A 12758-nucleotide genomic window follows, 5' to 3' on the forward strand; every position below is an offset into this window, starting at 1 on the left:
AATGGCTAACGAAAACGATATCACCTCCCCGGAGGAGCAGGCCCTGGCCGATGAGTGGGCCGCGGCCCTGGAAGAAACCGGCGACGCCGGGCAGTCCGATATCGACGCCTTGCTGGCTGCCGATGCCGGCAATACATCGCCCAACCGCCTGGCCATGGAAGAGTTCGGCAGTTCGCCGCGCAGCAACGAGCCGGTCACCCTCGATGGTCCGAACCTGGATGTGATCCTGGATATTCCAGTGAGCATTTCCATGGAAGTGGGCAGCACCGAAATCAACATCCGCAACCTGCTGCAGCTCAACCAGGGCTCGGTGATCGAGCTTGACCGCCTGGCCGGTGAGCCGCTCGATGTGCTGGTCAACGGCACCCTGATCGCCCATGGCGAAGTGGTTGTGGTCAACGAAAAGTTCGGCATCCGCCTGACTGACGTGATCAGCCCAAGCGAACGTATCAAGAAGCTGCGCTGAGTGAACAGGCTCCTGCGCAACAGCCTGGCCCTGGCCTGTGGCCTGTATGTAGACGTCGCCCTGGCCACGACGCAACCGGCTGCCGCAGTCGTGGCGCCGGTTGCGGCAAGCGGCAGCGCGGCGGGGCAGTTGACCCAGCTGGTACTGGGCTTGCTGTTGGTGCTGGGGCTGATCTTTTTGCTTGCCTGGCTGCTGCGCCGGGTGCAGAACGCCGCACCGGGCAGTGCTCAGGTCATCGAGATCCTCGGCAGCCGTTCACTGGGGCCGCGAGATCGCCTGCTGCTGATACAGGTCGGCAAGGAGCAGATTCTCATCGGTCATTCGCCGGGTACCATCGAGGCCCTGCATGTCATGGCCGAACCGATTGAAGTGCCCGCCAGTGCGCGTCAGGCAACACCAGAATTCGCCCAGCGCCTGATGGAGCTGATGGGCAAGGATCAGAAGGGAAGGTCGTAATGGGCGCGTTGCGCATGATGTTGGCGCTGCTGCTGATGCTGGTGGCGCCTATGGCTTTGGCGGCCGATCCACTGTCGATCCCGGCGATCACCCTGTCCAGCGGGGCTGACGGCCAGCAGGAGTACTCGGTCAGCCTGCAGATCCTGCTGATCATGACGGCGCTGAGCTTCATCCCGGCATTTGTCGTGCTGATGACCAGCTTTACCCGCATCATCATCGTTTTTTCCATTCTGCGTCAGGCCCTGGGCCTGCAGCAGACGCCGTCGAACCAGATTCTCAACGGCATGGCGCTGTTTTTGACCCTGTTCATCATGGCGCCGGTGTTCGACCGGATCAACCAGGAAGCCGTGCAGCCGTACCTGGCTGAGAAGCTCAGCGCCCAGGACGCGATCAGCAAGGCCCAGGCGCCGCTGAAGAACTTCATGCTGGCGCAGACCCGCGAGAGCGACCTTGACCTGTTCATGCGCCTGTCCAAGCGCACGGATATCGCCAGCCCCGATCAGGCGCCACTGACCATCCTGGTGCCGGCCTTCGTCACTTCCGAGCTCAAGACCGCGTTCCAGATCGGCTTCATGATCTTCATCCCGTTCCTGATCATCGACCTGGTGGTCGCCAGTGTGCTGATGGCCATGGGTATGATGATGCTCTCGCCGCTGATCATCTCGTTGCCGTTCAAGATCATGCTGTTCGTCCTGGTCGATGGCTGGGCGCTGATCATGGGTACCCTGGCCGGCAGTTTCGGCGGCGTCTGACGCCGCGAGGAGAAGTAGTCCATGACCCCTGAAGTGGCTGTCGACCTGTTCCGTGACGCGCTCTGGCTGACCACCCTGATGGTTGCCATCCTGGTGGTGCCGAGCCTGCTGGTGGGCCTGATCGTGGCGATGTTCCAGGCTGCCACCCAGATCAACGAACAAACCCTGAGCTTCCTGCCGCGCCTGCTGGTGATGCTGGTGACCCTGATCGTGGTCGGTCCGTGGCTGGTGCAGAAATTCATGGAATACATCCTGTCGTTGTACGGCAGCATTCCGCAGCTGATTGGCTGATCCGGCGATGCTCGAGCTGACCGATGCGCAGATTGGTGCCTGGGTGGCCAGTTTCATCCTGCCGCTGTTTCGCGTCACCGCTGTGCTGATGACCATGCCGATCTTTGGTACAACCCTTGTGCCGGCGCGCATTCGCCTGTATTTCGCCCTGGCGATTACCGTGGTGATCGTCCCTGGCTTGCCGCCGATGCCGGTGGTCGAGGCGCTGGACTTCAAGGCGCTGTTGCTGGTGGCCGAGCAGATCGTCATCGGCGCCCTGTTTGGCATGGCGCTGCAGTTGTTCTTCCAGATTTTCGTCATTGCCGGGCAGATCGTCGCGATCCAGATGGGTATGGCCTTCGCCTCCATGGTCGACCCGACCAACGGCGTCAACGTCGCGGTGGTCAGCCAGTTCCTGACCATGTTGGTGACCTTGCTGTTCCTCGCTATCAACGGCCACCTGGTGGTCTTCGAAGTACTGACCGAGAGCTTTACCACCTTGCCTGTGGGTGGCGGCTTGCTGGTCAATCATTTCTGGGACCTGGTCGGACATCTGGGTTGGGTGCTGGGGGCGGCGCTGCTGCTGGTGCTACCGGCCATTGCCGCGCTGCTGGTGGTCAACATTGCTTTTGGCGTGATGACCCGGGCGGCGCCGCAGTTGAACATCTTTTCCATCGGCTTTCCGCTGACCCTGGTGCTGGGGATGGTGATCTTCTGGATCACCCTGGCCGATATACTCCCTCACTATCAGTCGCTGGCTTCCGAAGCCTTGCAGTGGCTGCGTGAACTGGCACGGGCGCGCTGAGCATGGCAGAGAGCGAAAGCGGTCAGGACAAAACAGAAGACCCCACCGAGAAACGCAAGAAGGACGCGCGCGAGAAGGGCGAGATTGCGCGTTCCAAGGAACTCAACACGGTCGCGGTGACCCTGGCGGGCGCGGGTGCGCTGCTGGCGTTTGGCGGTGGCCTGGCGCAAACCCTGATGGAGCTGATGCGCATCAATTTCAGCTTGTCCCGCGAGGTGCTCATCGATGAACGGTCCATGGGTATTTTCCTCATGGCCTCCGGCAAGATGGCCCTGCTGGCTACCCAGCCGGTGTTGCTGGTGCTGCTGATCGCGGCAATCATCGGCCCGGTGTCGCTGGGTGGGTTCCTGTTTTCCAGCAGTTCGCTGGCACCGAAGTTCAGCCGCATGAACCCGCTATCGGGGATCAAGCGGATGTTCTCGGTCAACGCCTTGTCCGAGCTGCTCAAGGCGCTGGCCAAGTTCTTCATGATTCTGATCGTCGCCCTGACGGTGTTGTCGGCTGACCGCGATGATCTGCTGGCGATTGCCAACGAGCCGCTGGAGCAGGCGATCATTCATAGCGTCCAGGTGGTTGGCTGGAGTGCGCTGTGGATGGCGGCGGGGCTGTTGATCATCGCAGCGGTGGACGTGCCGATCCAGCTCTGGCAGGCGCACAAGAAACTGTTGATGACCAAGCAGGAAGTGCGCGACGAATACAAGGATTCCGAGGGCAAGCCCGAGGTCAAGCAGCGCATTCGCCAGTTGCAGCGCGAGGCTTCGCAGCGGCGGATGATGGCGGCGATCCCCGAGGCGGACGTGATCATCACCAACCCGACCCACTATGCCGTAGCGCTCAAATACGACCCGGAGAAGGGTGCGGCACCGCTGCTGCTGGCCAAGGGGGCCGACTTTATCGCCCTGAAGATTCGCGAGATCGCCAACGAGCACAAGATCCAGGTGCTCGAATCGCCCGCGCTGGCGCGTTCGATCTACTACTCCACCGAGCTTGAAGAAGAGATTCCCGCCGGCTTGTACCTGGCAGTGGCCCAGGTGCTGGCCTATGTCTACCAGATCCGCCAGTACCGCGCCGGCAAGGGCAAGCCGCCGGAGCCGCTCAAGGACCTGCCGATCCCGCCGGATCTGCGTCGCGACTCCTGACCAAGTCTACGCAGATTCATTGTGGGAGCCGGCCTTGCCGGCGATGGCTGCGCAGCAGCCCCGAGTCACTCAAACCACCTCGTTCAACAAAGTTGGAAGGCTTCTTGCAAAGGCAGCGCTGCGCGCCTCAAAGGCGTCAAAGTTTTGCTTGAGCTAACGAGGAATACCGGTGGATCGCTCTCAGTTAATCAACAGTGCCCGTAGCAACCTGGTCGGTCTAGGCCGGGGTAACCTGGGTGTGCCGCTGTTGCTGCTGGTGATGCTGGCAATGATGATGTTGCCGATCCCGCCGTTTTTGCTCGACGTGTTCTTCACCTTCAACATCGCCTTGTCGATCGTGGTCCTGCTGGTCTGCGTCTACGCCCTGCGCCCACTGGATTTCGCCGCATTTCCGACCATCCTGCTGGTGGCGACGCTATTGCGCCTGGCGCTCAACGTGGCGTCCACGCGGGTGGTGATGCTCCACGGTCACGACGGCCACGAGGCCGCCGGTAAGGTGATCCAGGCCTTCGGCGAGGTGGTGATCGGCGGTAACTACGTGGTCGGTATCGTGGTCTTCGCGATCCTGATGATCATCAACTTCGTGGTGGTGACCAAGGGCGCCGGGCGAATTTCCGAGGTGAGTGCGCGCTTCACCCTCGACGCCATGCCCGGCAAGCAGATGGCCATTGACGCCGACCTCAACGCCGGCCTGATCGACCAGGCCCAGGCCAAGGCACGCCGTGCCGAAGTGGCCGGCGAGGCCGAGTTCTACGGCTCGATGGACGGTGCCAGCAAGTTTGTTCGCGGTGACGCCATCGCCGGCCTGCTGATCCTGTTCATCAACCTGATCGGCGGCATGGCCGTCGGCATGTTCCAGCACAACATGACCTTTGCCGATGCCGGCAAGGTCTACGCCCTGTTGACCATCGGTGACGGTTTGGTGGCGCAGCTGCCATCGTTGTTGCTGTCCACGGCGGCCGCGATCATGGTCACCCGCGCCTCGGGCTCCGAGGACATGGGCAAGCAGATCAACCGGCAGATGTTCGACTCGCCCAAGGCCCTAGCGGTCTCCGCGGGCCTGATGATCGTCATGGGCCTGGTGCCGGGGATGCCGCACATTGCCTTCCTGAGTCTCGGCCTGCTGGCCGCTGGTGGTGCTTATCTGGTGTGGCGCAAGCAGAACCAGGTCAAGCTCAAGGCCCTGGAAGAGGTGCAGCGCCAGCAGGACCTGCTGCCATCGCCGCAGCGCGCCATGGAAACCAAGGAACTGGGTTGGGATGACGTCACCCCGATCGACATGATCGGCCTTGAGGTCGGTTACCGGCTGATCCCGCTGGTGGACCGCAACCAGGGCGGCCAGTTGCTGGCGCGGATCAAGGGCGTGCGCAAGAAGCTGTCCCAGGATCTGGGCTTTCTCATGCCTACGGTGCACATTCGCGACAACCTCGACCTGGCGCCTAGTGCCTACCGCCTGACCCTGATGGGGGTGATCCTGGCTGAGGCGGAGATCTACCCGGACCGGGAGCTGGCGATCAACCCCGGGCAGGTGTTCGGTACCCTCAGCGGCATTGCCGCCCGCGACCCGGCCTTTGGCCTGGAGGCGGTGTGGGTCGACGTCAACCAGCGCAGCCAGGCACAATCGCTGGGCTACACCGTGGTGGATGCCAGTACCGTGGTTGCGACCCACCTCAACCAGATCCTGCACAAGCATTGCCACGAGCTGATCGGCCACGAAGAAGTGCAGCAACTGTTGCAGGTGCTGGCCAAGGCCTCGCCCAAGCTTGCCGAGGAGCTGGTGCCGGGCGTCATTTCCTTGTCGGGGCTGCTCAAGGTCCTGCAGGCGTTGCTCGCCGAACAGGTTCCGGTGCGTGATATTCGCAGCATTGCCGAGGCTATCGCCAACAACCCGGCCAAGAGTCAAGATACCGCCGCGCTGGTGGCGGTGGTGCGCGTCGGATTGTGTCGCGCCATCGTGCAAAGCATTGTCGGCGTTGAGTCCGAGCTGCCTGTGATCACCCTTGAGCCAAGATTGGAACAGATTTTGCTCAATAGTTTGCAAAGGGCTGGGCAAGGCCAGGAAGACGGTGTTCTTCTTGAGCCGAGCATGGCCGAAAAGCTTCAGCGTTCGTTGATCGAAGCCGCCCAGCGTCAGGAGATGCAAGGGCAGCCGGCGATCCTCCTGGTCGCAGGACCGGTACGAGCCATGCTGTCGCGCTTCGGTCGCCTGGCTGTACCGAATTTGCATGTTTTGGCGTATCAGGAAATACCTGACAACAAGCAAGTTACCATCGTCGCCACAGTGGGCCCGAACGGCTGAGGTAGTGGGTTATGCAAGTTAAGCGTTTTTTCGCCGCCGATATGCGTCAGGCCATGAAGCTGGTTCGCGATGAGCTGGGGGCCGAGGCCGCCATCATCGGTAATCGCCGGATTGCTGGTGGTGTCGAGCTGACGGCTGCGCTGGACTACAAGCTGTCCGCCCTGGCGCCGCGGGTGCCGAATGTCGAGCTCGAAGACGAGCTGCGCAAGACCCAGTCGCGCATCGTCACCGCGCAGGCCGAACTGAGCAGCCGCAGCGACAGCGAAGACGCCAACCGCCAGCTGTTTGCCGGCCTGCCGCTGACTGCCTCCGAGCCGCTGGTCGATCCGCAGGTCGAAGCGCCGGTGACGACTGCTGCGCCGGCCGCCGCACCCATTGATCCGCGCCTGTTCGACTCGATGCGCTCGGAACTGTCGGGGCTGCGTGAGCTGCTCGAAGTCCAGCTCGGCTCGCTGGCCTGGAGCCAGTTGCAGGGCAACAAGCCGCAGCAGGCCAACCTCTGGCGCCGCCTGCAGCGCATCGGCCTGTCTGGTCCGATTGCCCGTGAGCTGCTTGACCTGACCACCGAGATCGAAGAGCCACGCCATGCCTGGCGCATGCTCCTGGCGCATCTTGCGCGCATGATTCAGGTGCCGGAAATCGAACCGATTGAAGAAGGCGGTGTCATTGCCATGGTCGGTCCGGCAGGCATGGGCAAGACCACCACCCTGGCCAAGCTCGCCGCGCGTTACGTGCTCAAGTACGGCGCACAGAACCTGGCCCTGGTGAGCATGGACAGCTTCCGTATCGGCGCCCAGGAGCAGCTCAAGACCCTGGGGCGGATCCTCAACGTGTCGGTTACTCACGTTGACCCGGGCCAGTCGTTGGCCCAGGCCCTCGACCCGCTGCTGCGCAAGCGCGTGGTGCTGATCGATACCGCCGGCCTGCAGGCCAGCGACCCGGCGCTGCGCATGCAACTGGAAACCCTTGCCGGGCGCGGGATTCAGGCCAAGAATTACCTGGTGCTGGCAACCACCAGCCAGAAGCAGGTGCTCACCGCCGCCTATCACAGCTACAAACGTTGTGGTCTGGCCGGTTGCATCCTGACCAAGCTAGATGAAACCGCCAGCCTCGGCGAGGTGTTGAGCCTGGCAATCAGTCACGAACTGCCGGTGGCCTATCTTACCGATGGCCCGCGCATTCCTGACGACCTGCATCTGCCGCGCCGGCACCAGTTGGTCAGCCGCGCAGTGAGCGTGCAGGTGCAGGACGAGCCCAGCGAAGAGGCCATGGCCGACATGTTCGCTGATCTCTACCACAGCTCCGGCAAACGCGTGGGCTGAGGTGAACTTGAATACGTTGCAAAGTACCTACATCAATGGTCTGCCAGGCATTTTTCAGGTGTTGAAAGCGCAGCCCAGTCATGTGGCCTCGGTCTAAGTAAGACAAGGTAAAGAACAAACATGGGTAGCATGCATCCCGTACAGGTGATCGCCGTGACCGGCGGCAAAGGTGGCGTTGGCAAGACTAACGTGTCAGTGAACCTGTCATTGGCGCTGGCTGAGCTTGGCCGTCGGGTCATGCTGCTGGACGCCGATCTGGGCCTGGCCAACGTTGACGTGCTGCTGGGCCTGACGCCCAAGCGCACCCTGGCCGACGTCATCGAGGGCCGTTGCGAGCTGCGCGATGTGCTGCTGCAAGGCCCCGGTGGTGTGCGCATCGTGCCGGCGGCCTCGGGCACGCAAAGCATGGTGCACCTGGCTCCGGCCCAGCACGCCGGCCTGATCCAGGCTTTCAGCGAGATCGGCGACAACCTCGATGTGCTGGTGATCGACACCGCTGCGGGTATCGGTGACTCGGTAGTCAGTTTTGTCCGCGCCGCCCAGGAAGTGCTGCTGGTGGTGTGCGACGAGCCCACCTCGATCACCGACGCCTACGCGCTGATCAAGTTGCTCAACCGCGATTACGGCATGAACCGCTTCCGCGTCCTGGCGAACATGGCCCAGAGCCCTCAGGAAGGGCGCAACCTGTTCGCCAAGTTGACCAAGGTCACTGATCGCTTCCTCGATGTCGCCTTACAATACGTCGGTGCGGTGCCTTACGACGAATGTGTGCGCAAGGCGGTGCAGAAGCAGCGAGCGGTCTATGAAGCCTTTCCGCGTTCCAAGTGCGCGCTGGCATTCAAGGCCATTGCCCAGAAGGTCGATACCTGGCCGCTGCCTGCCAACCCACGGGGTCACCTGGAGTTTTTTGTCGAGCGCCTGGTGCAACCGACGAGCGCGGGTCCGGTGCTATGAACGCCAGCGGTTATCGGATGTACAGCAAGGCCTCGCGTGATGCCCAGTACGAGTTGATCGAACGTTACGCGCCGCTGGTCAAGCGCATCGCCTACCACTTGCTGGCGCGTTTGCCGGCCAGTGTGCAGGTGGAGGACCTGATCCAGGCCGGAATGATCGGCCTGCTCGAAGTCTCCAACAAGTACGACGCGAGCAAGGGTGCAAGCTTCGAGACCTATGCCGGTATCCGCATCCGCGGCGCCATGCTCGATGAAGTGCGCAAGGGCGACTGGGCGCCGCGTTCGGTACACCGCAATACCCGCATGGTCAGTGACGCGATTCGAGCAATTGAAGCAAAAACCGGCCGTGACGCTAAAGATCACGAGGTTGCTGCCGAACTTCAATTGAGTCTCGATGATTATTACGGGATTTTGAATGACACCCTGGGCAGCCGCCTGTTCAGTTTCGACGACCTGCTGCAGGACGGCGAACATGAAGGGCTGCACGAGGACGGTGCCAGTGCCCAGCTCGAGCCTTCGCGCGATCTGGAAGACGAGCGTTTTCAGGCAGCCTTGGCCGATGCCATCGCCAACCTGCCGGAACGCGAGCGTCTGGTCCTGGCGCTGTACTACGACGAAGAACTCAACCTCAAGGAGATCGGTGAGGTCCTGGGGGTGAGTGAGTCGCGTGTCAGCCAGTTGCACAGCCAGTGCGCGGCACGTTTGCGTGGTCGCCTGGGGGAATGGCGGGCGCGTTGAACACCGGTTCGATGCAGTCGTGAAATGTAATGCCGAATTGATTGAATGCGCGTTCCGCGCTGAACGCGTTAAAGACTGCTTGGAGGTCTAATTGAACAAAGACATGAAAATCCTCATCGTGGACGACTTTTCGACGATGCGGCGGATCATCAAGAACCTGTTGCGTGATCTGGGCTTTACCAACACCCAGGAAGCCGACGACGGCAACACCGCGCTGCCAATGCTTGAAAGCGGTCATTTCGACTTTTTGGTGACCGACTGGAACATGCCCGGCATGTCCGGTATCGACCTGCTGCGCAAAGTGCGTGCCGACGAGCGCCTGAAACACCTGCCGGTGCTGATGGTGACTGCCGAAGCCAAGCGCGAGCAGATCATCGAAGCCGCCCAGGCCGGGGTCAACGGCTACGTGGTCAAGCCATTTACCGCCCAGGTGCTGAAAGAAAAGATCGAAAAGATCTTCGAGCGCGTCAATAGCTGAGGTACGCCACGGGGGCGCTATGGAGCAAACACAATCATCCTTGGGCGAGTTTGAGTCGACACTCAAGAAACACGCCAAGGAACTGGTCGACAGCCTGGAACGAGGCAAGTTCGGCGATGCGGTGCAACTGATCCATCAGCTGAACCAGACCCGTGACCTAGGCCTGTACCAGGAAGTCGGCAAACTCACCCGCGAGTTGCACAGCGCGATCGTCAGCTTCCAGATCGACCCGCACATGCCGCAGGCCGAGGAAGTGTCGCAGATTACCGATGCCACCGAACGCCTGTCCTACGTGGTCAAGCTGACCGAGGGCGCGGCCAACCGCACCATGGACCTGGTCGAAGCCAGCACGCCGGTACTCAATGAATTGAGCGACGAGGCCAAGGCGTTGAGCGTCGACTGGCAGCGTTTCATGCGCCGCGAAGTGGCGGCACCGGAATTCCGTGAGCTGGCCAAGCGTGTCGACAGTTTCCTGACACGCAGCGAGGAGGGCAGCCGCAAGGTCGCCGGGCACCTCAATGACATCCTTCTGGCTCAGGACTACCAAGACCTGACCGGCCAGGTGATCAAGCGCGTCACGACGCTGGTTACCGAAGTAGAAAGCAATCTGCTCAAGCTCGTGCTGATGGCAAGCCAGGTCGACCGCTTTGCCGGTATCGAACATGACCACCAGCAGCTGCGCGCTGAAAAAGATCAAGAAAAACATCCGACTCGGGGTGAAGGTCCGCAGATTCATGCCGATAAGCGTGAAGACGTCGTGTCCGGTCAGGACGATGTCGACGATCTGCTGTCCAGTCTGGGTTTTTAGGGAGCACGTTTAATGAGCTTCGGCGCCGATGAAGAAATCCTTCAGGATTTCCTGGTAGAAGCCGGCGAAATTCTTGAGCAACTGTCCGAGCAACTGGTCGAGCTGGAAAGCCGTCCGGATGATGCCGATTTGCTCAATGCAATTTTTCGCGGTTTTCACACTGTAAAAGGGGGCGCCGGCTTCCTCCAGCTCAACGAGCTGGTGGAGTGCTGCCATATCGCCGAAAACGTGTTCGACATCCTGCGCAAGGGTGCCCGGCGCGTTGATGCCGAACTGATGGACGTGGTCCTGGAAGCCCTGGACACGGTCAACAGCATGTTCGGCCAGGTGCGCGAGCGCACCGATATCACCCCGGCCACCCCTGAGCTGCTGGCGGCGCTGTCGCGCCTGGCCGAGCCTGCCGGGGAAGACGAGGTTGCTGCACCTGAACCGGAGGTGGTTGAAACGCCAGCGGCCGAGGCCGAAGCGGATATCACCGATACCGAATTCGAACAGCTGCTCGATTCGCTCAATGCGGTCAAGGCCGAAGCCGAGGCCCAGGTGACCGAGCCGGCCAGTGACGAAATCACCGACGCCGAGTTCGAGTCGCTGCTCGACCAGTTGCACGGCAAGGGCCAGTTCGCCGCCGACAGCCTCGGTGCCGCAGCTGAAGCGCCCGTTGCAGCCGCCGCAGGCGGTGACGTCAGTGGTGACATCACCGACGATGAGTTCGAAGCACTGCTCGATCAGTTGCACGGCAAGGGTAACTTTGCCGTCGATGCACTGCCGGGCGCCGCGAGTGCACCTGCCGAGGCCGTTGCGCCTGCGGCAGGCGGCGATCATATCTCCGAGCACGAGTTCGAAGCGCTGCTCGACGAGCTGCACGGCAAGGGCAAGTTCGTCCCGGATGCCGTTGTCACTGCAGCGCCTGCCGCCACCGCAGCGCCAGCCAAAGCTGCGGTCAAGCCTGCGCCGGCACCTGCCGCCAAGGCTGCTGCTCCTGCCGCCGCGCCCGCCCCGGCGGCAAAGGCTGCGGCAGCGGCGCCTGCGCGCCAGGCCGCACCGGCTGCCGAGAAGCACCCGGCCAGCGAAACCGAGACCACCGTACGGGTCGATACCGCACGTCTCGACGAGATCATGAACATGGTCGGCGAGCTGGTGCTGGTGCGTAACCGCCTGGTGCGCCTGGGCCTGAACAGTGGCGATGAGGCCATGTCCAAGGCTGTGTCGAACCTCGACGTGGTGACGGCCGACCTGCAGACCGCGGTGATGAAAACCCGCATGCAGCCGATCAAGAAGGTCTTCGGGCGCTTCCCGCGCCTGGTTCGCGACCTGGCCCGGCAGCTGAAGAAAGAAATCAACCTGGAGCTGGTCGGTGAAGAGACCGACCTCGACAAGAACCTGGTCGAAGCCCTGGCCGACCCGCTGGTGCACTTGGTGCGCAACGCCGTCGACCATGGTGTCGAGACCCCGGAAGAGCGCGAGGCCTCGGGCAAGTCCCGTGGCGGCAAGGTGGTGCTCTCGGCCGAACAGGAAGGCGACCATATCCTGCTGTCGATCTCCGATGACGGCAAGGGCATGGACGCCGACGTGTTGCGCGCCATCGCGGTCAAGCGCGGAGTGATGGACAAGGACGCGGCCGATCGCCTGAGCGAGACCGAGTGCTACAACCTGATCTTCGCCCCGGGCTTCTCGACCAAGACCGAGATTTCCGATGTGTCCGGGCGTGGCGTGGGCATGGACGTGGTGAAAACCAAGATTTCCCAGCTCAACGGCTCGATCAATATTTACTCGACCAAGGGCCTGGGCTCGAAGATCGTCATCAAGGTGCCACTGACCCTGGCGATCATGCCGACCCTGATGGTCATGCTTGGCAACCAGGCGTTCGCCTTCCCGCTGGTCAACGTCAACGAGATCTTCCACCTCGACCTGTCGCGCACCAACGTGGTCGACGGCCAGGAAGTGGTGATCGTGCGTGACAAGGCCTTGCCGCTGTTCTACCTCAAGCGCTGGCTGGTCAGCTCCGCCGCTCATGAAGAGCAGCGCGAAGGCCATGTGGTGATCCTTTCGGTCGGTACCCAGCGGATCGGCTTCGTCGTCGATCAACTGGTAGGCCAGGAAGAAGTGGTCATCAAGCCGCTGGGCAAGATGCTCCAGGGCACCCCGGGCATGTCGGGCGCCACCATCACCGGTGACGGGCGCATTGCGCTGATCCTCGACGTACCGAGCATGCTCAAGCGTTACGCCGCCCGGCGTATTTGATTCTGGTGGCGCGGCGTTACGCCGCGCCCCC

Annotated in this window: 13 protein-coding genes; all 13 read left to right on the top strand. The window is 62.0% G+C overall.

Annotated features, from left to right (window positions below; all coding sequences use genetic code 11):
• Window position 1: 1 nt before the first annotated feature.
• The 13 genes from fliN (at window position 2) to LOY45_RS07715 (ending at window position 12727) form a co-directional block, all read left to right on the top strand.
• Window positions 2–466 carry a flagellar motor switch protein FliN gene (gene fliN / locus LOY45_RS07655; protein ID WP_010225007.1) on the top strand — a complete coding sequence of 155 codons (465 nt, stop codon included), beginning with the start codon at window positions 2–4 and terminating at the stop codon, window positions 464–466.
• Entirely contained in the window at window positions 467–922 is a 456-nt protein-coding gene (gene fliO, locus LOY45_RS07660) for a flagellar biosynthetic protein FliO (RefSeq protein ID WP_115088072.1), read from the top strand. It abuts the gene before it with no gap.
• Complete coding sequence (fliP, locus tag LOY45_RS07665; RefSeq protein WP_115088071.1) at window positions 922–1674, top strand: flagellar type III secretion system pore protein FliP; 753 nt, start codon at window positions 922–924, stop codon at window positions 1672–1674. Before fliO ends, fliP begins: the two co-directional genes overlap by 1 nt.
• Window positions 1675–1695: 21 nt before the next feature.
• Entirely contained in the window at window positions 1696–1965 is a 270-nt protein-coding gene (fliQ, locus tag LOY45_RS07670; RefSeq protein ID WP_038996371.1) for a flagellar biosynthesis protein FliQ, read from the top strand.
• 7 nt (window positions 1966–1972) lie between these two features.
• On the top strand, window positions 1973–2749 hold the full coding sequence (gene fliR, locus LOY45_RS07675) for a flagellar biosynthetic protein FliR (RefSeq protein ID WP_115088070.1): 777 nt from the start codon (window positions 1973–1975) through the stop codon (window positions 2747–2749).
• A 2-nt stretch (window positions 2750–2751) separates the two neighbouring features.
• Complete coding sequence (gene flhB, locus LOY45_RS07680; RefSeq protein WP_115088069.1) at window positions 2752–3888, top strand: flagellar biosynthesis protein FlhB; 1137 nt, start codon at window positions 2752–2754, stop codon at window positions 3886–3888.
• A 169-nt stretch (window positions 3889–4057) separates the two neighbouring features.
• Window positions 4058–6187: a flagellar biosynthesis protein FlhA gene (flhA, locus tag LOY45_RS07685; protein WP_115088068.1), complete on the top strand. Its 2130-nt coding sequence runs from the start codon at window positions 4058–4060 to the stop codon at window positions 6185–6187.
• A gap of 11 nt (window positions 6188–6198) precedes the next feature.
• Entirely contained in the window at window positions 6199–7509 is a 1311-nt protein-coding gene (gene flhF, locus LOY45_RS07690) for a flagellar biosynthesis GTPase FlhF (protein WP_134063580.1), read from the top strand.
• Between the two features lie 120 nt (window positions 7510–7629).
• Window positions 7630–8463 carry a flagellar synthesis regulator FleN gene (gene fleN, locus LOY45_RS07695; protein ID WP_038613333.1) on the top strand — a complete coding sequence of 278 codons (834 nt, stop codon included), beginning with the start codon at window positions 7630–7632 and terminating at the stop codon, window positions 8461–8463.
• On the top strand, window positions 8460–9200 hold the full coding sequence (gene fliA / locus LOY45_RS07700; RefSeq protein WP_115088066.1) for an RNA polymerase sigma factor FliA: 741 nt from the start codon (window positions 8460–8462) through the stop codon (window positions 9198–9200). The genes fleN and fliA overlap by 4 nt, the downstream gene beginning before the upstream one ends.
• Before the next feature lie 103 nt (window positions 9201–9303).
• Window positions 9304–9678, top strand: a complete 375-nt coding sequence (locus tag LOY45_RS07705) for a chemotaxis response regulator CheY (protein WP_036990294.1) — start codon at window positions 9304–9306, stop codon at window positions 9676–9678.
• Between the two features lie 19 nt (window positions 9679–9697).
• Complete coding sequence (locus LOY45_RS07710; RefSeq protein WP_010225027.1) at window positions 9698–10486, top strand: protein phosphatase CheZ; 789 nt, start codon at window positions 9698–9700, stop codon at window positions 10484–10486.
• 12 nt (window positions 10487–10498) lie between these two features.
• Window positions 10499–12727 (top strand): chemotaxis protein CheA, encoded by a 2229-nt coding sequence (locus tag LOY45_RS07715; protein ID WP_258578925.1) that lies wholly within the window; start codon window positions 10499–10501, stop codon window positions 12725–12727.
• Window positions 12728–12758 lie beyond the last annotated feature (31 nt).

Origin of the sequence: Pseudomonas wadenswilerensis (genome assembly GCF_024749185.1) — a bacterium.
Lineage (GTDB): Bacteria > Pseudomonadota > Gammaproteobacteria > Pseudomonadales > Pseudomonadaceae > Aquipseudomonas > Aquipseudomonas wadenswilerensis.

Bases quoted from the DNA above. Each gene is read 5' to 3' on its own strand.
- fliA (WP_115088066.1), top strand. From the start codon at position 8,460: ATGAACGCCAGCGGTTATCGGATGTACAGCAAGGCCTCGCGTGATGCC.
- LOY45_RS07705 (WP_036990294.1), top strand. From the start codon at position 9,304: ATGAAAATCCTCATCGTGGACGACTTTTCGACGATGCGGCGGATCATC.
- fliR (WP_115088070.1), top strand. From the start codon at position 1,973: ATGCTCGAGCTGACCGATGCGCAGATTGGTGCCTGGGTGGCCAGTTTC.
- fliQ (WP_038996371.1), top strand. From the start codon at position 1,696: ATGACCCCTGAAGTGGCTGTCGACCTGTTCCGTGACGCGCTCTGGCTG.
- flhF (WP_134063580.1), top strand. From the start codon at position 6,199: ATGCAAGTTAAGCGTTTTTTCGCCGCCGATATGCGTCAGGCCATGAAG.
- LOY45_RS07710 (WP_010225027.1), top strand. From the start codon at position 9,698: ATGGAGCAAACACAATCATCCTTGGGCGAGTTTGAGTCGACACTCAAG.
- fliN (WP_010225007.1), top strand. From the start codon at position 2: ATGGCTAACGAAAACGATATCACCTCCCCGGAGGAGCAGGCCCTGGCC.
- LOY45_RS07715 (WP_258578925.1), top strand. From the start codon at position 10,499: ATGAGCTTCGGCGCCGATGAAGAAATCCTTCAGGATTTCCTGGTAGAA.
- fliP (WP_115088071.1), top strand. From the start codon at position 922: ATGGGCGCGTTGCGCATGATGTTGGCGCTGCTGCTGATGCTGGTGGCG.
- flhB (WP_115088069.1), top strand. From the start codon at position 2,752: ATGGCAGAGAGCGAAAGCGGTCAGGACAAAACAGAAGACCCCACCGAG.
- fleN (WP_038613333.1), top strand. From the start codon at position 7,630: ATGGGTAGCATGCATCCCGTACAGGTGATCGCCGTGACCGGCGGCAAA.